This is a genomic window from Neptunicoccus sediminis (assembly GCF_001719615.1).
GTDB lineage: Bacteria > Pseudomonadota > Alphaproteobacteria > Rhodobacterales > Rhodobacteraceae > Amylibacter > Amylibacter sediminis.
The window spans coordinates 351,238-370,625 of sequence record NZ_MDVX01000002.1 but is presented as its reverse complement, the minus strand read 5'-3'; the positions used below and the strand labels follow the sequence as shown (position 1 = coordinate 370,625).

At 57.7% G+C, this 19,388-nt stretch carries 10 protein-coding genes; 6 read left to right on the top strand and 4 right to left on the bottom strand.

Features of this window, described 5'->3' with window-relative positions; translation table 11 throughout:
* Positions 1–118 precede the first annotated feature (118 nt).
* Entirely contained in the window at positions 119–3,076 is a 2,958-nt protein-coding gene (locus BFV97_RS05610; protein ID WP_069299357.1) for an Rne/Rng family ribonuclease, read from the bottom strand.
* Positions 3,077–3,576: 500 nt separating this feature from the next.
* Here BFV97_RS05610 and BFV97_RS05605 point away from each other — a divergent pair, with 500 nt between their 5' ends.
* From BFV97_RS05605 to BFV97_RS05590, 4 genes are all read left to right on the top strand, one after another.
* Entirely contained in the window at positions 3,577–4,827 is a 1,251-nt protein-coding gene (locus BFV97_RS05605; protein WP_069299356.1) for an N-acetylmuramoyl-L-alanine amidase, read from the top strand.
* A gap of 182 nt (positions 4,828–5,009) precedes the next feature.
* Positions 5,010–7,553 carry a penicillin-binding protein 1A gene (locus BFV97_RS05600; protein ID WP_069299355.1) on the top strand — a complete coding sequence of 848 codons (2,544 nt, stop codon included), beginning with the start codon at positions 5,010–5,012 and terminating at the stop codon, positions 7,551–7,553.
* A gap of 90 nt (positions 7,554–7,643) precedes the next feature.
* Positions 7,644–8,072, top strand: a complete 429-nt coding sequence (lysM, locus tag BFV97_RS05595; protein WP_069299354.1) for a peptidoglycan-binding protein LysM — start codon at positions 7,644–7,646, stop codon at positions 8,070–8,072.
* Positions 8,073–8,563: 491 nt separating this feature from the next.
* Positions 8,564–10,459 (top strand): acyl-CoA synthetase, encoded by a 1,896-nt coding sequence (locus BFV97_RS05590; RefSeq protein ID WP_069299353.1) that lies wholly within the window; start codon positions 8,564–8,566, stop codon positions 10,457–10,459.
* A gap of 102 nt (positions 10,460–10,561) precedes the next feature.
* Here BFV97_RS05590 and metG read toward each other — a convergent pair whose 3' ends face one another.
* On the bottom strand, positions 10,562–12,274 hold the full coding sequence (gene metG, locus BFV97_RS05585; protein ID WP_069299352.1) for a methionine--tRNA ligase: 1,713 nt from the start codon (positions 12,272–12,274) through the stop codon (positions 10,562–10,564).
* 142 nt (positions 12,275–12,416) lie between these two features.
* Entirely contained in the window at positions 12,417–13,208 is a 792-nt protein-coding gene (gene trpA / locus BFV97_RS05580) for a tryptophan synthase subunit alpha (protein ID WP_069299351.1), read from the bottom strand.
* Positions 13,209–13,439: 231 nt separating this feature from the next.
* On the opposite strand from trpA, the gene ychF reads away from it, so the two are divergent.
* Positions 13,440–14,537, top strand: coding sequence for a redox-regulated ATPase YchF (gene ychF, locus BFV97_RS05575; protein ID WP_069299350.1), 1,098 nt, complete (start codon positions 13,440–13,442; stop codon positions 14,535–14,537).
* Between the two features lie 411 nt (positions 14,538–14,948).
* Complete coding sequence (locus BFV97_RS05570) at positions 14,949–16,424, top strand: beta-propeller fold lactonase family protein (RefSeq protein ID WP_069299349.1); 1,476 nt, start codon at positions 14,949–14,951, stop codon at positions 16,422–16,424.
* 48 nt (positions 16,425–16,472) lie between these two features.
* Here the strand turns inward: BFV97_RS05570 and gcvP are convergent, their stop codons facing one another.
* Positions 16,473–19,325, bottom strand: coding sequence for an aminomethyl-transferring glycine dehydrogenase (gene gcvP / locus BFV97_RS05565; protein ID WP_069299348.1), 2,853 nt, complete (start codon positions 19,323–19,325; stop codon positions 16,473–16,475).
* Positions 19,326–19,388 lie beyond the last annotated feature (63 nt).

Here is a 19,388-nt window from a genome sequence, read left to right as displayed (position 1 = left end):
GGAATTGTTGCACAATGGGTAGCGGAGAAGCCGGAGGGGTACAACACGTGTTTGCCGTGCCGACCGGACGTAAAAAAGGGGCCGCAGGGGCCCCTTTTTCTAATGGGTGTTCAGTGGTTTACTTGCCGGTTGCGCGGGACCACCAACCAGAGCGTTTTGGCTTGGGCTTGGCCGGAGGCGCCTCGGTCTCTTCGGCTTTTGCCTCAGGCTCGGGGGCGTTTTCCGCTTTGGCTTCGGCAGGGGCTTTGGTGATCGGAATATCGATCACTTCCGGAGCGGCGACAGGGGCAGGGGCTGCGGCAATGTCCTCTGGAGCCGCTGTTTCGGGTTCGGCCGGATCGGGGGTTTGTACCGCTGCTTCTGCCGGTTTTGTATCCTCTGCCGCTGTATCCGCTTTAACTTTGTCAGCTTTCTCCGTCTTCGCCGCCGCCGGTTTGCGGGCGCGGGGTTTGCGTGCCGGTTTCGCCGGTTTTTCCTCGGCGGTCTCTGGCGCGGCTTCGGTCTCTTTCGCGGCGGACTCTTGCGCGGTTGGCGCGGCGGTTTGCTCTGCTACTGGCGCCTGAGATTGATCGGATTTAGCGGCCTCTTCGGTCGCGGCAGTTTCTTCCGGTGCATCCTTGGATTTTGCGGAAGACCGGCGGCGGGATGTGGTGCGAGATTTCTTCGCCGGAGTGTCCGGCGTGCCGGCGTCAGACCCGCCGGATTTGGACTCTTCGCGCTGTTGAGGCGCAGAATCACCCGCTTTGTCATCCGCTTTCGCAGGCGCGTCCGATGTGTCGGAGGCGTCCTGTCCGGTGTTCTGATTGCCATTATCGCCATTGTCACCGTTTTGGGCATCATTGCGATCCTTGCCACCGCGCCGCCGCCGCCGGCGGCGTTTTTTCTTGGGTTGATCGTCAGAGGTCTCCACATCCGTTTCCGGTGCGTTGTTCCCCTTGGCGGTTTGGGTCGGTTCCTCTTCCTCTACCTCGAAAGGTTCCACGCTGTCGATGGTGACAGCCGTCGGTGCTGGCGCTTTGGCGATGCGGCGTGTGGAGGTTTTGAACTTCTCGATTTTGTGGTCGGGGCTGATCAAGTGCATGTCGGCCTCGATGCGCACGGCCATACCGTAGCGGGCCTCGATCATGGCGATATGTTCGCGCTTTTCGTTCAGCAGGTAGTTGGCAATGGCCACGGGCGCTGTCACCAGAACCTCGCGCGTGCGTTTGCGGGTGCCTTCATCCTCCAGCTCGCGCAGGATCAGCAGCGCCATGCTGTCGTCCGAGCGGGTCAGACCGGTGCCGTGACAGGCCGCACAGGGCTGTGTGGTTGCCTCCAACATGCCGGGGCGCAGACGCTGGCGGGACATCTCCATCAGGCCGAAACCGGAAATCCGGCCCACCTGGATACGGGCGCGGTCGTTTTTCAACCGGTCTTTCATGCGTTTTTCAACGGCAGAGTTATTGCGGCGTTCTTCCATGTCGATGAAGTCGATCACGATCAGACCGGCAAGATCGCGCAGTTTCAACTGGCGGGCAACCTCTTCGGCAGCTTCGAGGTTGGTGCGCAGGGCGGTATCCTCGATCGAGCCTTCCTTGGTGGATTTGCCCGAGTTCACGTCAATGGCAACCAGCGCCTCGGTGATGCCGATAACAATATATCCGCCGGATTTCAGCTGGACGGTCGGATTGAACATGCCGTCCAGATAGGTTTCCACCTGATAGCGGGCGAAGAGGGGCAGGGGTTCTGCATAGTGCCGCACGCGGGAGGCGTGGCTTGGCATCAGCATCTTCATGTATTCCTTGGCCACGCGATAACCTGCTTCGCCTTCGACAAAGATTTCGTCGATGTCGCGGTTGTAGAGGTCACGGATCGAGCGTTTGATCAGGTCGCCTTCTTCATAGATACCGGCAGGGGCGATGGATTTCAGGGTCAGGTCGCGGACCTGTTCCCACTGGCGCATCAGATATTCATAGTCGCGCTTGATCTCGGTCTTGGTGCGTTTGGCACCGGCGGTGCGAATGATCAGACCTGCGCCTTCGGGCACCTCGATCTCGTTCGCAATATCCTTAAGCTTTTTGCGGTCGGTGGCATTGGTGATCTTGCGGGAAATGCCGCCGCCACGGGCGGTGTTTGGCATCAGCACGCAATAGCGACCGGCCAGCGACAGATAGGTCGTCAGCGCGGCACCCTTGTTGCCCCGTTCTTCCTTAACAACCTGTACCAACAGGATTTGGCGGACCTTGACGACTTCCTGAATTTTATAGCGCCGTGCCCGTGGTTTGCGGGGACGGAATTCGGCGCGCACATCGTCTGCTTCGGCTTCGGCGTCGTCGGTTTCGACTTCTTCTGTGGCGTTGTCTGATTCTACCGCTTCGACCTGAGGCTCAACGATCGGGCTGGCATCAGAGGCTTCCTGGCCCTCAACCGGCTCTGCAGTCTCGTCTGAGTTGTCGTCGGCGTTTGTGTCGTCGTGCGACTCTGCTGGTGCGGCGTCTGTTGTTGCATCTGCTTCGCTGTCAGCGGTTTCGCCGCCCTCTGCTTGCGTCTGCTCTGTTTCTGTCTGTTCGGCCGCTGTCTGTTCTGTCGCTTCAGTCTCTTGAGACTTTGCCTCGGGCGCTTTTTCACCGGATTCAGGCACGTCCACCAGACCGGAGTCATCGCCGTCCAGATCAATTACGTCAGACGAGATGACCTCATCCTTGGTGGTTGCCGCACCATCGCTGGCGGCTTCGCTCTTTTTGGAGCGAGAGGTCCGGCGAGAGCGTTTGGGCTTCTCGCGGTTTTCTTCCTCGGCCATAGCTTTGGCGTATTCGGCTTCCTCGGCCAGCAGCTTTTCGCGGTCGGCAACGGGGATCTGGTAATAATCCGGATGGATTTCGGAAAATGCGAGGAACCCGTGCCGGTTTCCGCCGTAATCTACAAATGCCGCCTGAAGCGAGGGTTCGACCCGAGTTACTTTTGCAAGGTATATGTTGCCAGCCAACTGGCGTTTGTTTTCGGATTCAAAGTCGAATTCTTCTACCTTGTTTCCATCGACCACCACGACCCGGGTCTCTTCCGGGTGGGTGGCATCAATAAGCATCTTTTTAGCCATAGTGTATCTTTCGCACGCACGTCCGCACAGGGGCGGACCCCGCTGTTTCCAGGGGGGGCCGATGTAGAGTTTGCGTGGTAAATTGGGGCGAGTGGGAGGGCGTCGCTGTCGTCCAGACGCAAAAACGGGGCAGGCGGTTTGCCTGCTCCCTGCGTGTAGTCAACATAGTCAACGCGTTTCATCGCGGTTATCTCCAGCATCCTTATGGTCGGATGCCAAGCTCTGGCGCGGGCTCTGCTGTTACGGCGCGGCCTGCGCAATTCGGGTGGCCGGTTGGCCCTGCCGGTGAAGGCGATCTGACAGCGGGCGCCGCTTGGGGCCCAGACCATCATCGCGTTTCATCAGCGAAACTGTTTAAGCAGGGGTTCTGTGAACCGCTGTTACAAATTAGTCTTATGGGGTGGATTGGGGAATTACAATCGGTTTTTAGCTGGGCTATGGTGTGCGGGCACGGGAAACTCCCGTTAAAGTGATCTCTGGAAAAGAGGCGAGGCGGTATTATGAGCAGTGGAATTATCAGACGGGCCGTCCTTGGCGCGGCGCTTGTTGCAGGTGTTGTTCTGGCAGGGGTTCGCCCTGTTTTGGCGCAGGAATTACAAGCGCTTGCACGGGTGGACGGAGCCCGTTCCACCATAGAGGACGCCTCGGGCGATACGGTCAATCTGAGATTGCATCTATCCCAGCCCGTACCCTACCGTATTTTTGCGCTGGATAATCCGCCGCGCATTGTGATGGATTTTAAGGAAATCGACTGGAGCGGCTTTGAGGCCGGAAAAGTGGATCAAAGTGACGTGGTCAAAGGACTGCGGTTTGGCATCTTCCGCCCCGGCTGGTCGCGGCTGGTGCTTGATCTGGCCTATCCGATTCTGCCACAAAAGGCCGAGATGCGGGTGAATGATGTGCGCGGAACTGCCGTGCTTGAGGTCAGCATGGCCTCTGCCGGTCAAGAAGAATTTGCCCTGAAATCCGCCGAACGGGAAGAGGATGGCTGGGCCTTGCCCAAGCCGACCGAGGCCGGAAAATCCAAGCAACGCCAGTTGGGTGACAGGCCGGTGGTTGTGGTGATTGATCCCGGTCACGGTGGCGTAGACGGCGGGGCCGAACGGGACGGCTATGAGGAAAAGGACCTCGTGCTGCAATTCGCACGGGAATTGCAAGAAGCGCTGATCCGCACCGGACGGTTTCAGGCAAAACTGACCCGCACAGAGGATGTTTTCCTCTCGCTGCCGGACCGGATTTCTGTCGCGCGGGCGCTGGATGCGGATGTGTTTCTATCCATTCACGCCGATGCGCTGGCAGAGGGAAGTGCAACAGGAACAACGGTTTACACCCTGTCTTCTAAAGCATCCTCAACGATGGCGGCACAACTGGCAGAGCAGCACGACCGCTCTGACCTGCTGGCCGGTGTAGACCTGAGCAATCAGGACGACCAGATTGCAGCCGTGCTGATGGATATGGCCCAGCGGGAAACCGGCGTGCGCAGCGATATGCTGGCAGAGATGCTGGTGAATGGCATTGCAAAATCCGTCGGCCGTATTCGCAAGCGCCCCCATCTGAGCGCCGGTTTCACCGTGTTGAAAGCCCCCGATATTCCATCCGTTCTTGTGGAGCTTGGCTTTATGTCCAACAAAAGCGATCTGAACAATCTGCTGACCAAACGCTGGCGCACGCAGGTTATTTCAGGGGTTATCAATGCGCTGGATGAATGGACCGTCGAAGACGCGGCACAGGCCCGGCTGTTGCGCCAGTAGCGGCGGCACAGGCAGGCTCGACGCGGGCGCGGAAAAGAATCCCTTTAATTTTCTATAGAAACCCCTAAATCAGCTCTGACAAGCAAGTATGGGCGAGTTTGAGCCAAATCAGCCGCTGCGCTGCTTTGACCCGTGATGTGCGGGTTGGTAAGATACCTTGCAAGAGTTGGGGAGTCGCGCGGGTGCTGCGTTTTATACTGAATATTTTCGGCTGGATTTTCAGCGGCCTGACCATTGGTGCAGTCATGGTTGTCGTGGCTGTCGGGGCGGTCTTCTGGATGTACGGCCGCGATCTGCCGGACCATCAGGCGCTGGCCAGCTATGAACCCGCCACCATCAGCCGCGTGTACTCCGGCGAGGGCAAGGTCATGGACGAATTTGCCCATGAACGGCGCATGTTTACGCCTGCGGACGAAGTTCCCGACGTGATAAAACAGGCGTTTGTGAGCGCTGAGGACAAACATTTCTACGAGCATAAGGGCTATGACCTGCAAGGGATCGTCAAGGCGGCGCTGGATGCGGCGCAGGGCGGGCGGCTGCGGGGGGCCTCTACTATTACGCAGCAGGTTATGAAGAATTTCCTGCTGGACGGGTCACGGTCTTTTGAACGGAAAATCAAGGAGATCATTCTTGCGACACGGCTGGAAGAGACGCTCGACAAGGACAAGATCCTCGAGCTTTACCTGAACGAAATCTTCCTCGGGCAGAACTCCTACGGGGTGACAGCGGCGGCAGATACCTACTTTGGCAAGAACCTCGAAGAAGTGACCGTGGCAGAGGCAGCCTACCTTGCGGCATTGCCCAAAGCGCCCAGTGATTACCATCCGGTGCGCCAGAAAGAGCGGGCAATCGTGCGGCGGGACTATGTGCTCGGCCAGATGTATGACAACGGCTATATCAACGAGGCGGCTTACACGGCAGCAAAGGCCAGTGATCTGCTGACAGTGCAATCAGGTGATTATACCTCTTCGCGCGCGGAACGACCGCCACGGGACTATTTCACCGACGAAATCCGCCGACAGCTTTCGGGTGATTTTGGCGAGGAAGAGTTCTTTGGTGGTGGTCTGACGATCCGCGCCACAATGGATCCTGAACTTCAGAAAGAGGCGGCCAGATCGCTGCGGGCGGGGCTGGAAAAATATGACCGCAATCTGGGTATATATCGCGGACCTGAAGGCACAATCGAGGCTGAGAAGCTCGGCTCAGAAGCAGACTGGCGCGAAGCGTTGCGCGATGTGAACATGCCGCGGGATATTGAAGGCTGGCATCCGGCGGTGGTGCTGGAGCTTGGCGACAGCTCTGCGCGTATCGGGATTGAAGGTGTAGAGGAGGACGAGGACGGCCACTTCCTGCCCAAGCAGGAATTTAACTGGCGTCCGCTGCTGGAAAACGGACGGGCGGGCAAACGGGCCAGCAAACCCGCCGATCTGCTGTCTGTGGGCGATGTGATCTATGTGCGGGCTGTCACCAAGGACAGTGACGGATCGTTCATCCGCTGGAGCCTGCGCCAGATTCCCCGCATTCAGGGCGGTTTCATGGCAATGGACACCAACACGGGCCGCGTGCTGGCGATGCAGGGCGGATTTTCGTATCAGGCGTCGGTGTTTAACCGTGCGACCCAAGCCACCCGCCAGCCCGGTTCATCCTTTAAACCATTTGTTTACGCTTCCGCGCTAGACAGTGGGTACAGCCCGTCCACCATCGTGGTGGACGCCCCGATCGAAGTGCAAACGCCGCAGGGTCTGTGGCGGCCCAAGAACGCGTCGAATAAATTTTACGGTCCGGCCCCATTGCGGGTTGGCATTGAACGGTCCCGTAACCTGATGACCATCCGGCTGGCGCAGGATGTGGGCATGAATGTCGTCGCGGATTACGCGGAACGCTTTGGTGTATACGATGATATGGGCGAGTATCTTGCCAATGCGCTCGGCTCGCAAGAAACGACGTTGTTCAAAATGGTCGCGGCCTACGCCATGTTCGCCAATGGCGGGGAGCGGGTTGAACCAACGCTCGTGGATCGGGTGCAAGATCGCTGGGGCAAGACGATCTACCGCCATGACAAACGCAACTGTGAAGGCTGCGAGCTGGCGGCGCTGGAAGATGGCGTTTCGCCCCGTATCGTGTCCAACCGCGAACGGGTGATGGATGCTGTCACAGCCTATCAGCTGACCTCTATGATGCGCGGCGTGGTAGAACGGGGCACCGCGAGCGGCACGGTAAAGCTTGGCGTGCCGGTTGCTGGGAAAACCGGCACCACCAATGATGCGAAAGACGTTTGGTTTGTCGGCTTTACCCCCAACATCGTTGCGGGCTGTTATCTGGGTTATGACCGGCCCCGCGCACTGGGGCGGGGTGCCTCGGGTGGGGGCATGTGCGGACCTGTGTTCAACAGCTTCATGAAAAAAGCGATTAAATTGTACGGATCGTCTGATTTTGAAGTGCCGCCGAACACCCGTTTCATCAAGTTTGACCGGTATTCCGGCGCACGTTTGCCACCGGACGCCACCGGCCCCAATGTTGTTTCCGAACTGTTCCGCATGGGCGAAGAGCCGGAATATGGCATGTTCAGCGTCATCGACGGGGGGTTCGCTATGGGAGAGGACTTGCAGCTTTATGGCCGCGGCGAGGATGATACAGAAACGGTGATCACCACCTCAACCGGCGAACAAAAAGTTATTCCGCCCAAAGCCTCTTTCGGGTCGCTGTCATCGGGCGGTTTGTATTAGAATTTAGCCGGTAGGGCGCCACTTATGCCCCTGCCGGCTGGCCAATTGTGGCAACGGGCATTTTGCCAAACAACTTTACGGGAGAGATTTATGGGACTTTGGAATTTTGTTAAGGACGCTGGCAAATCACTGTTCGGTGGCGCTGCAGAGGCGGCTCCGGCAGAAGATGCGCTGAAAAAAGAAATATCCGATCTCGGTCTGGATGCCTCGGGGCTGGACATCAAGGTGGACGGCGACACGGTGTCGGTCGGTGGCACTGCGGTCAGTCAGGAAATGAAAGAGAAGGTTATCCTTGCCGTGGGCAACGTGGAAGGTGTGGCCGCGGTGGACGACAGTGCCGGCGGCGATGATCCGGTGTTCCACACGGTTGAAAAGGGCGACACGCTTTGGGCGATTTCCCAGAAAGCGTTGGGGGACGGAAGCCGCTACAACGAGATTTTTGAGGCCAACAAGCCGATGTTGAGCGACCCCGACAAGATTTATCCAGGACAGGTTCTTCGGATTCCAACCAACGGATAGCTTCAGCACGCGGCGCTGCGCAATTGTGTGGTGCAACGGGTGATGCTTGTGAAACCCCGTCTGGAAAGGCGGGGTTTTTCCTTTGCTGCGGGCTGAAAGTATGAACTGTAACGCGATAGGTTAGTTAAGGTTTTCCGGTTTATCACCCTGCAAATATGAAGCGTCATATATGAAGCTTCATATAAGACGCTTCATGCAAGACGCTTGTTAAATGAAGCTTCATAATTGCAGGGTGATCCCCGCGAGTCCTGTCACCGCCCCGCGCCGTGCCTGCCCCCTGCGCCGGTCACGATTGATGTCGGATCATGGGTTTTCCCGCCGCCAGAACGGTAGAAACGAGGCGACGTCACAACAGTCCCCGCGCAACCGGCAATCCTAGCAAGCGGAGTTTTGTTTTTTCCCCAGCGTAAACCTTGCCCTAAAGGTTTTTTACCCCCATTCTGTGCGCATAAAATGCAGGCGCCCGAACGCCTTTCTGGGAGGATAAATTCATGGCTATCTTACGTGATCTGGCATCCGTTATCGAAATCGAATCCGAAATGCCGGTTGAAGACCGCTGGACCGCGCGCACTGTCTATGAGCGCTTGGAGCAGACCTGCGAAGCCAATGGCAACCGTGCGGCGGTCAGCTTTCAACTGCTTTCGGGGCCGAACGATCCTAAGGTCACGCTGACCTGGAACGAGACCAAACACAAGATTACGCAAGCCGCCAACCTGTTCCGCTCTCTCGGGGTGGGGCCAAAGGATGTTGTGGCCTATCTGCTGCCAACCACCCATGAAACCGCCATCACCATGATGGGGGGGATGACTGCAGGGATCGTGGCGCCTATCAACCCGACCCTGAAGCCCGACCAGATCGCAGCCCTGCTGCGCGAAACCGGCGCCAAGGTTCTGGTGACGCTCAAAGCCTTTCCGAAAACCGAGGTGGCGCAACTGGCAGCACAGGCGGTGGCGCAGGCCCCCAATGTGGAAACCATCGTTGAGGTGGATTTGCTGACCCATCTGACAGGTTTGAAGAAATTCATCGTTCCAATGGTACGCCCGAAGGTAGAGGCGAAACACAATGCCAAGGTGCTCGACTTTAACAAGGCGCTGGCGTCCCAGCCCGGTGACAAGCTGACTTTTGAAGAGGATATGAACGATCCTTTCTGCGCCTATTTCCACACCGGCGGCACCACGGGCATGCCAAAAATCGCGCAGCACCGCCATTCCGGTATTCTCTATAACGGGATGCTGGGTAGCCTGATGCTGCTGAAAGAAACCGACATCGTGATCTGTCCGCTGCCCATGTTTCACGTCATGGCTGCCCATGTATTCTGGGCTGCAATGATCACATCCGGCGCGCATATCGTCTTCCCGACCCCTGCGGGGTATCGCGGCGACGGGGTGTTTGACAACTTCTGGAAACTCGTAGAGCGCTATAAGGCGACCTATATGGTCACCGTTCCCACTGCGGCAGCCGCACTGATGCAGCGCCCTGTGGATGCGGATATTTCCACACTTGAAGGGGCCATGTGCGGCTCGTCCCCGCTGCCGGTAGAATTGTTCCGTCGCTTTCAGGATGTGACCGGCGTTGAAATCCTTGAAGGTTACGGCATGACCGAGGCTACCTGTCTGGTGTCCGGCAACCCGAAATACGGCGAAAAGAAAATCGGCTCTGTGGGTCTGCGTTATCCATATACAGATGTGAAAATTCTTGATTGTTCCGAAGACGGCACCATCAACAAGGAATGTGGCGTCGATGAGGTTGGCGAGATCTGCGTCAACAACCCCGGCGTGATGGTGGGCGAAACCTATACGGATGCGTCCAAGAACGTAGGCCTGTTTGCAGGCGGCACCCACCTGCGCACGGGAGATCTCGGGCGGTTTGACAGTGATGGCTATCTCTGGATCACCGGACGGGCCAAAGACCTGATTATCCGCGGCGGACACAACATTGATCCCGCCCTGATCGAAGAGGCGCTGGCCGGGCATAAGGACGTGGCCTTTGCGGGGGCTATCGGTCAGCCGGACGCTCATTCCGGCGAACTGCCCTGTGCCTATGTGGAACTGGTCGAAGGGGCGACGACCTCGGTCAATGAACTGATGGAATTTGCCAAGGAACATGTGCCGGAACGGGCCGCGCATCCGAAATATATCGAAATTCTGGACGAACTGCCGAAAACGGCTGTGGGCAAGATCTTTAAACCGGACCTGCGGCGCAAGGCCATCACACGGGTCTATGATGCGGCCCTTGCCGATGCAGGTGTTGGCGCCTCGGTTGCCGAGGTGATCGAGGATAAGAAACGCGGGTTGGTTGCACAGCTGAAGAAAACCGATCCGTCGGTGACGGATGCGCAAGTGTCGGATGTTTTGGGCGGCTTCATTAATCCTTGGGAATGGGCGTAGCCTTGGTTCCGGTTGGATCGGTAAAGGAAAAGGGGGCCGCGGCCCCCTTTTTCTTATGAGTATTTTTAGAACATTGAAGCCGTTAGGGTTCTCGTCGGGGCGTCAGGATTTTCCGGCAAAGCGGGTTTGCATGTCGTCCCGTGCATCGTCCGTAATTTTGGCGAACATCACTTCGGGCACCGTGAAGGCATGTCCGGCTGGCAGGGCGTTCAGGGCATCGGCTGCGCTTGCAGGCCAGTCGGCTGTGGCATTCATCGCGCTCAGCATGGTCTCTGCCGCGTCCGGAATGAAGGGTTCGGACAGGGCGGCATAGAACGGGATCAGGTTGAGAGCGAAACGCACAGAGGTTGCTGCGGCCTCGGGGTCTTCCTTGAACTTGGACCAGGGGGCGGCGTCTTGCAGGTATTCATTGCCCAAGGTCCAGATCGCCCGCAATTCACTCGAAGCCTTGCGGATTTCCATCGCATCCATATAGGTTTGATAGGTTGTCAGACGGGCCTGCAATGCGTCGATCACCGCCTGTTCCGCAGCGCCGTAGGCGGGGCCTTCGGGAACAACCTCACCGAATTTGGAGCGGCAGAATTTTGTCACGCGGGAGACGAAATTCCCCAGAACATCCGCCAGATCCTTGTTCACAGAGGATTGGAAGTTTTCCCATGTAAATTCTGAATCCGAGGATTCGGGAACGTGGGACAACAGCCACCAGCGCCAGTAGTCGCTGGGCAAAATGTCGAGCGCCTGATCCATGAAGACACCGCGCCCTTTGGAAGTAGAGAACTGGCCGCCGTCATAGTTCAGGTAGTTGAAGGATTTGATGTAATCCACCAGTTTCCACGGCTCCCCCGATCCCATGATCGTGGCAGGGAAGGAGAGGGTGTGAAACGGCACATTGTCCTTGCCCATGAACTGGACGTATTTCACATCATTCGCCCCTTTGTCGGTGCGCCACCAGCGTTCCCAATCGGCATCCGTCTTGCCGTTGGCATCGGCCCATTCAGCGGTGCCCGCAATATATTCGATGGGCGCATCGAACCAGACGTAGAAAACCTTCCCTTCCATGCCGGGCCAGTCCTCGGTTCCCCGTTTGACCGGAATGCCCCAGTCGAGATCCCGCGTGATGCCGCGATCCCGCAGTCCGTCCCCGTCATGCAGCCATTTTTTGGCGATTGAGGTGGTCAGCACCGGCCAGTCGGTCTGGCTGTCGATCCACTGGTCCAGTTGGTCGCGCAGGGTGGACTGGCGCAGGTAGAGGTGTTTGGTTTCGCGTACCTCCAGATCGGTCGAGCCGGAAATCGCAGAGCGCGGGTTGATCAGGTCTGTCGGATCAAGCTGCTTGGTGCAGACCTCGCATTGGTCGCCCCGTGCATCTTCAGAGCCGCAGTTCGGACAGGTGCCCTCAATATAGCGGTCCGGCAGGAAGCGTCCGTCGGCGTTGGAATAGACCTGTGTTTCAAGCACTTCCTCAATCAGCCCTGCATCCGCCAGTTTTCCGGCAAAATGCTGGGTCAGCTTGTGATTCCGTTCGGAAGAGGAGCGGCCGTAGTGATCGAATGACAGGCGGAACCCGCCGGCCAGTTCGGACTGGATCGCGTGCATCTCACGACAGTAGTCTTCAACCGGCTTGCCCGCTTTGGCCGCCGCCAGTTCTGCGGGCGTGCCGTGTTCGTCGGTCGCGCAGATGAACATCACCTCATTGCCCCGTGCGCGATTGTAGCGGGCGTAAAGATCGGCCGGAAGCTGCGAGCCGACGAGATTGCCGAGGTGTTTGATCCCGTTGATATAGGGAATGGCGGAGGTGATCAGGATGCGGGCCATGGTTTTATGCCTTGGATAAGTATGCTTGGGAGCGTGCTGCGTGGTTTAGCTGCGTGGTTTAGCGGAAGACTTACCGCCAAGCCAGAGAGGAATCAAAGGGGCGCTGCCCCTTTGACCCCGGGATATTGGTGGAAAATGGAAATCAGGCGGCGTGAACACCGTCTGCGAGGGATTTGACAAAGGCCAGAACATCCGCCGCAGGTTCGCCCGCGCCGAGTTTTTCGACAATGGCGGAACCGACAACCGCGCCGTCTGCAACGGCTGCCATCTCCTTGGCATCCTGCGGTGTTTTAATCCCGAAGCCGATGCAAACCGGAATGTCGGTGCTTTCCTTGATGCGGGCGACTTCTGCACCCACAGTCTGCGCATTGGCAGAGCCGGAGCCGGTGATGCCGTTGATCGCAACGTAATAGATAAAGCCGGATGTGTTTTGCAGCACTTTGGGCAGGCGTTTGGCATCTGTTGTGGGGGTTGCCAGACGGATGAAGTTCAGACCGGCGGCATTGGCAGGCAAGCAGAGTTCATCGTCCTCTTCAGGTGGCAGGTCCACAACGATCAGCCCGTCGATGCCGGCGGCTTTGGCGTCCGTGACGAATTGGTCTACGCCGTGGTGATAGATCGGGTTGTAATAGCCCATCAGCACGATCGGGGTTGTGTCGTCATCCTTGCGGAACTCTGTTGCCAATGCGAGGGTTTTTTTCAGCGTCATCTTGCCATCAAGGGCGCGTTGGCCTGCAAGCTGGATGGTTGCGCCATCTGCCATCGGATCGGTAAAGGGCACGCCTAGTTCGATAATGTCCACGCCAGCGGCGGGCAGACCTTTCATCACTTCGAGCGAGGCTTCCATGTTCGGATCGCCGGCCATGATGTAGGAAACAAACGCGGATTTGCCCGCAGCTTTCAGTTCAGCGAATTTTGCGTCGATACGTGACATGGTGATACCTCTTTCGTTTGGATGATGAATGCCCGTGCCGCGCGTTAAATTCAATGGGGCAAACCGGAGAAGCACCGCTTTCGCAGGTTTTTTTCTGCGGGCAGGGCGGGTTTGAACGGTTGCGGGGGGATTTTGGCGCTGCGCGAGGGGCACAAATGCGGCTCTGCGTCTTGTGGCTTGCGAAATGCCCCGTTGCGGCATAGAAGGCGACAACAATTTTCGGAGGCTGAAATGGGCTTTAAGACTGGGATCGTGGGTATGCCGAATGTGGGGAAATCCACATTGTTTAACGCGCTCACCAAGACGGCGGCGGCGCAGGCGGCGAACTTTCCGTTCTGTACAATCGAACCCAATGTGGGGGAGGTTTCTGTACCGGACAAACGGTTGGACACGCTGGCAGACATCGCCAAGTCCAAACAGATCATTCCGGCACGGATGACGTTCGTGGATATTGCGGGCCTTGTGAAAGGGGCGAGCAAGGGGGAGGGGCTGGGGAACCAGTTTCTGGCCAATATCCGCGAATGTGATGCGATTGCCCATGTACTGCGTTGCTTTGAAAACGACGACATCACCCATGTGGATGGCCGTGTGAACCCTGTCGAGGACGCACAGACCATCGAAACGGAACTGATGCTGGCTGATCTGGAGAGCATCGAAAAGCGTCTGACGGGGCTGGTGCGCAAGCTGAAGGGCGGCGATAAGGATGCGGTTCTTGCGGATACGCTGCTGCGCCGTGCCAAGGCGGCGCTGGAAGAGGGGCGTCCTGCGCGCACCGTGGACGTGGCCGAGGATGAGCGTAAGGCCTGGGATATGTTGCAACTTTTGACCAGCAAGCCGGTTTTGTATGTTTGCAACGTTGAAGAAGAAAACGCCGCCGAAGGGAATGAGTATTCTGCGGCAGTGGCGAAAATGGCCGAAGCCGAAGGCGCGGCGAGCGTTGTGATTTCGGCAGCGATCGAAGAGGAAATCAGCCAGCTTGAGGGCGAAGAGGCTGAAATGTTCCTTGAGGAAATGGGTCTGGAAGAGGCAGGGCTCGCGCGGCTGATCAAGGCGGGTTACGGATTGCTCGATCTGCAAACCTATTTCACGGTTGGCCCGAAAGAGGCCCGTGCATGGACGATTCCGGTGGGTACGGCAGCACCGCAAGCGGCAGGTGTGATCCACGGGGATTTCGAGCGCGGGTTCATTCGCGCCGAAACCATCGCCTATGACGATTTTGTTGCCAACGGCGGTGAGCAGGGAGCCAAGGAAAAAGGCAAAATGCGTGCGGAAGGCAAGGCTTACATCGTGTCTGACGGGGATGTGCTGCACTTCCTGTTTAATACCTGACACAAGACCCCAAACGTTAAAAACAGTTTCAGACCTCCGTTGCCCGAATGTGAAAGGCGGTGGGGGTTTTTTAGTTTAGTGCGGGCTGGTGAAGGCGGCGATCACGTTAAATGTGTGAATAACCGGCGCCGGTTGTGTCTGGAATATTTGCGGTATGTCCGATTGCCATACCGCGAAATTTAATAGATTTTTAATTTCGCGAATTTGTTAAAGCACTCATTTTGTTGGGTTTAACAATAATCCGCTTCACTGAAGCCGCGTTAACTTTATGTTTTCGAAGAGTTGTAGAAGTTACAAATTGATCTAGTAAGATTCTGTTAAAAACTGTCGCGCACTTCAGACACCTGATGAAACGCGCGACCGTTCAACCCGTCCGATCGGGGAACCCAGCGCCACAGAAACGGTGCCGGAATGTTAACTTTCCAAGTTGAAGCGACAGTGACAGATACCAAGAAACTGCTTTTGCAGGGGGTGTCGGATATAAAACTGGTTGCCCTTGATCACGGGTGGAGCGTGGTTGCCGCCAGCACTGCGGATAGTGCGCTGACCAGCTTCGATTTCTCGGGCGGTCAGATCGGGGAGGTGGTCGACTCGCAAAAATTTACCGACAGCTCCGGAACGCGGACGGTCTGGGACATGACCTTTGCCACTGTGAACGGTGTGGTCGGTTTGATCCCGGCCACCCGCTATGAGGATCAGGCGGTGATCTATAATGTCACGGGCGGCGGCGATTTCGCGCCTGCAACCGGCGCGGGTGCTCTGGCGGGGTTCGGGCTGACATTGGCGGTGACAACCGCGGGCGGCGATTATGTTTTTAGCGGCGGGGACGGGATCACCAGCTATCGGCTTGGGGACGGGTTTGCGATGGATCAGAGCGGGTATTTCAAGGATACGGCAAAGCGGTTTCTGGGCGATGTCAGCGCATTGGCGCATCTGTCGGTTGCGGGTACGGATTACCTCTTTGCGGCTTCGGCATTTGATGCAGGGCTGAGCAGTTTCCGGATCAAAAGCAATGGCACCTTGCAATTTATCGAGGATGTCGCGCCTGCGGACGGTTCGGGGTTTTCCAAACCGCAGGCGCTGGCGGCGGTGACGGTTGGCGATGCTGAATATCTCGTGATGGCCTCTGCCGGCACGTCGAGCCTGACGGTGTTTTCTGTATCAAATGATGGGACTTTGCGGGAGGTGGAGCATCTTCTCGACACGCTCGACACCCGTTTCCAGAATGCCAGCCATATTGAGAGCTTTGAGTATGACAGCCGCAGTTTTCTGGTGGTGGCCGGTTCGGATGACGGGATTTCGGTGCTGGAGCTTTCGGCGTCCGGAACGCTGAACCATATGGGATCGCTGGCGGATACTTACGAGACAACCCTTGATAATGTGTCTGGGCTGGCGGTGGAGGTGATCGACGGAGAAGTGGTTTTGCTGGTCAGTTCCGATACGGATCACGGATTTACCCAGATAACAATAGACATGAGCGCGCTGGAGGAAGCGATGCGGGGCAGTGCAGGGGCGGACCGGATCAAGGGAACGCGAGAGGCAGATTACATCGACGGGTTAGCTGGGGATGATTTCATCGAGGGGCACAGTGGCGCTGATGTGATCATTGACGGCACTGGGCATGACGTGCTGATGGGCGGTGGCGGCGCGGATGTGTTCCGCTTTGTTGAGGATAACACGCCGGATGAGCTGGCGGATTTGCGACCCAACAACGATTTGATCGACCTGTCGAATTACGCGGGCGTCAACCGTTTTTCAGACATTGACGTGATGGACTGGTGTGACGGGGTGATGATTGTGGTCAACGGGGACATAATTCTGGTGCGGGATTATTCCAGTGTGACCTTTGAAGTGGACACGTTCGATGCATCGAACTTTATCTTCTAAATGTAAAACAGGCGCGGATTGCCGCGCCTGCCTTTTTCCGAACCGGGTTTATTCTGCCGCTTCCTGATAGCTTTCCATCGGCGGGCAGGAACAGGTCAGGTTGCGGTCGCCATAGGCGTTGTCAACGCGGTTCACAGGGGACCAGTATTTATCCACACGGAACGCACCGGGGGGGTAACAGGCCTGTTCGCGGGTGTAGGGGCGATCCCAGTTGCCCACCAGATCCTCTACCGTGTGAGGCGCATTTTTCAGCGGGTTGTTTTCGCGGTCGATGCGGCCTTCTTCGATGTCCTTGGCCTCGGCATAAATGGCGAGCATGGCATCGCAGAACCGGTCCAGCTCGGCTTTGGTCTCGGACTCTGTCGGTTCGATCATCAGCGTGCCGGGCACAGGGAAGGACATGGTCGGCGCGTGAAAGCCACAGTCGATCAGTCGTTTGGCCACATCATCCACGGACACACCGGCACTGTCCTTAAGGGGGCGTGTGTCGATGATACATTCATGGGCGACACGACCGTTTGGACCTTTGTACAGCACGTCAAACGCCCCTTCGAGCCGCTTGGCGATGTAGTTGGCCGACAGGATCGCAACCTTGGTCGCCTGTGTCAGACCCTCGCCGCCCATCATCAGACAGTAGGCCCAGCTGATCGGCAGCAGCGAGGGCGAGCCGAAAGGCGCAGCCGACACCGGACCGGCACCACCTTCACTGTCCAGATGGCCCGAAAGATGGGGGATCAGGTGGGTTTTCACACCGATTGGCCCCATGCCCGGACCACCGCCGCCGTGCGGAATGCAAAAGGTCTTGTGCAGGTTCAGGTGGGAGACATCGCCGCCGATTTTACCCGGTTGGGAGACACCCACCATCGCATTCATATTGGCACCGTCCATATAGACCTGACCGCCAAATTCATGGGTGATCTGGCAAACCTCGGTCACGGTGGCTTCAAACACGCCGTGGGTAGAGGGGTAGGTGATCATGCAGGCAGCCAGATTGTCACCGGCGGCTTCGGCTTTCTTGCGGAAATCCTCTACATCAATATCGCCGTTTTCGGCCGAATTCACCACAACCACCTTATAACCCACCATCTGGGCAGAGGCTGGGTTGGTGCCGTGGGCGGAGGTAGGGATCAGGCAGATATTGCGATGATCTTCGCCATTGGCCTTGTGATAGGAGCGAATGGTCAGGAGACCCGCGTATTCCCCTTGCGCGCCGGAGTTCGGCTGCATGGAAATCGCGTCATAGCCGGTAATCTGGCAGAGCTTGTCTGACAGGTCGTCGATCAGTTCCTTATAGCCTTCGGTCTGGTCCGCAGGGGCAAAGGGGTGGATCAGCGAGAATTCGGACCACGTGACCGGCATCATTTCTGCCGCGGAGTTCAGCTTCATCGTACAAGAGCCAAGCGGGATCATCGCCCGGTCAAGTGCAAGGTCGCGGTCCGCCAGACGGCGCATGTAGCGGGTCATTTCCTGTTCGGCGCGGTTCATATGGAACACCGGATGGGTCAGGAAATCCGACGTGCGCACCATTTCCTGTGGCACGCGATAGCGCGGGGTGAAATCCTCGTCCGTGCGGGTCAGCCCGAAGGACTGCCAGACCGCTTCGATGGTTTCAGGGCGCACCCGTTCATCCAGCGTGATGCCGATCCGCGTGTCACCCACCTTGCGGAAGTTCAGACCGTGTTGCACGCCTGATTGCATGATGACGGATTGCAGGTGGCCTACCTCAACCGTGATCGTGTCAAAGAACACCTCAGGTTCTACCTTCAGCCCCATGCTTTCCAGCCCTTCGGCCATACGCACGGTCTTGCGGTGGATGCGCTGGGCGATGGCCCGCAGCCCGTCCGGTCCGTGGAACACCGCATACATGGACGCCATGACCGCCAGCAGCGCCTGTGCGGTGCAAACGTTCGATGTGGCTTTCTCGCGGCGGATATGCTGCTCGCGGGTTTGCAGGGCAAGACGATAGGCGCGGTTGCCCCGTGCATCAATAGACACACCGACAAGACGGCCCGGCATCGCCCGTTTGTAAGCCTCTTTCGTGGCCATATAAGCCGCATGCGGGCCGCCGTAGCCTTCGGGCACGCCAAAGCGCTGGGTGGAGCCAACAGCGATGTCCGCTCCCATTGCACCCGGCTCTTTCAGCAGGGTCAGGGACAGCGGGTCGGCGGCGATGACGCCTATGGCCTTGGCATCGTGCAGTGCTGCAATCTGGTCGGTAAAGTCGCGCAGATGACCATAGGTGCCGGGATACTGGAAAATCGCACCAAAGACGGCTGAGGCATCCAGATCGGTTTCGGGATCACCGATGATCAACTCGATACCCAGCGGTTCGGCCCGCGTGCGCATCACTGCGATGTTTTGGGGGTGACAGTTCTCGTCGATGAAAAACGCTTTGGCTTTGGATTTGGCCACCCGCTGCGCCATGGTCATAGCCTCGGCACAGGCGGTGGATTCATCCAGCAAAGAGGCATTGGCGATTTCAAGTCCGGTCAGGTCCGAAACCATCGTCTGAAAGTTCAAGAGCGCCTCAAGCCGCCCCTGCGAGATTTCCGGCTGGTACGGCGTATAGGCCGTGTACCAAGCGGGATTTTCCAGAATGTTGCGCTGGATCGCAGGGGGCGTCACCGTGCCATGATATCCCTGACCGATGAGCGAGTGCAGAACCTTGTTCTTTTCTGCAGTGCGGCGCATGTGGAACAGCACCTCCCGTTCGGATTTGGCCCGCTCCCAGACCAGTGGCTCTTTGCGGCGGATTTCGGCGGGAACGGTCTCGTCGATCAGCGCGTCGAGCGACTCTTTCCCCAACAGTTTCAGCATATCGCCCATTTCCTCGGGGGAGGGACCGATATGGCGACGGTTCGCAAAATCATAAGGCAGATAGTCGGTGGCTTTGAACGGCATAGGGAGCTCCTTGCAGCTATGTTCAGACAGGCGGTTCAGACAGGGGGGCGCGTCCGGTTCGAA

Bases quoted from the DNA above. Each gene is read 5' to 3' on its own strand.
- BFV97_RS05605 (WP_069299356.1), top strand. From the start codon at position 3,577: ATGAGCAGTGGAATTATCAGACGGGCCGTCCTTGGCGCGGCGCTTGTT.
- metG (WP_069299352.1), bottom strand. From the start codon at position 12,274: ATGGCCCGCATCCTGATCACCTCCGCCATTCCCTATATCAACGGGATC.
- gcvP (WP_069299348.1), bottom strand. From the start codon at position 19,325: ATGCCGTTCAAAGCCACCGACTATCTGCCTTATGATTTTGCGAACCGT.
- trpA (WP_069299351.1), bottom strand. From the start codon at position 13,208: ATGTCACGTATCGACGCAAAATTCGCTGAACTGAAAGCTGCGGGCAAA.
- lysM (WP_069299354.1), top strand. From the start codon at position 7,644: ATGGGACTTTGGAATTTTGTTAAGGACGCTGGCAAATCACTGTTCGGT.
- BFV97_RS05570 (WP_069299349.1), top strand. From the start codon at position 14,949: ATGTTAACTTTCCAAGTTGAAGCGACAGTGACAGATACCAAGAAACTG.
- BFV97_RS05610 (WP_069299357.1), bottom strand. From the start codon at position 3,076: ATGGCTAAAAAGATGCTTATTGATGCCACCCACCCGGAAGAGACCCGG.
- ychF (WP_069299350.1), top strand. From the start codon at position 13,440: ATGGGCTTTAAGACTGGGATCGTGGGTATGCCGAATGTGGGGAAATCC.
- BFV97_RS05590 (WP_069299353.1), top strand. From the start codon at position 8,564: ATGGCTATCTTACGTGATCTGGCATCCGTTATCGAAATCGAATCCGAA.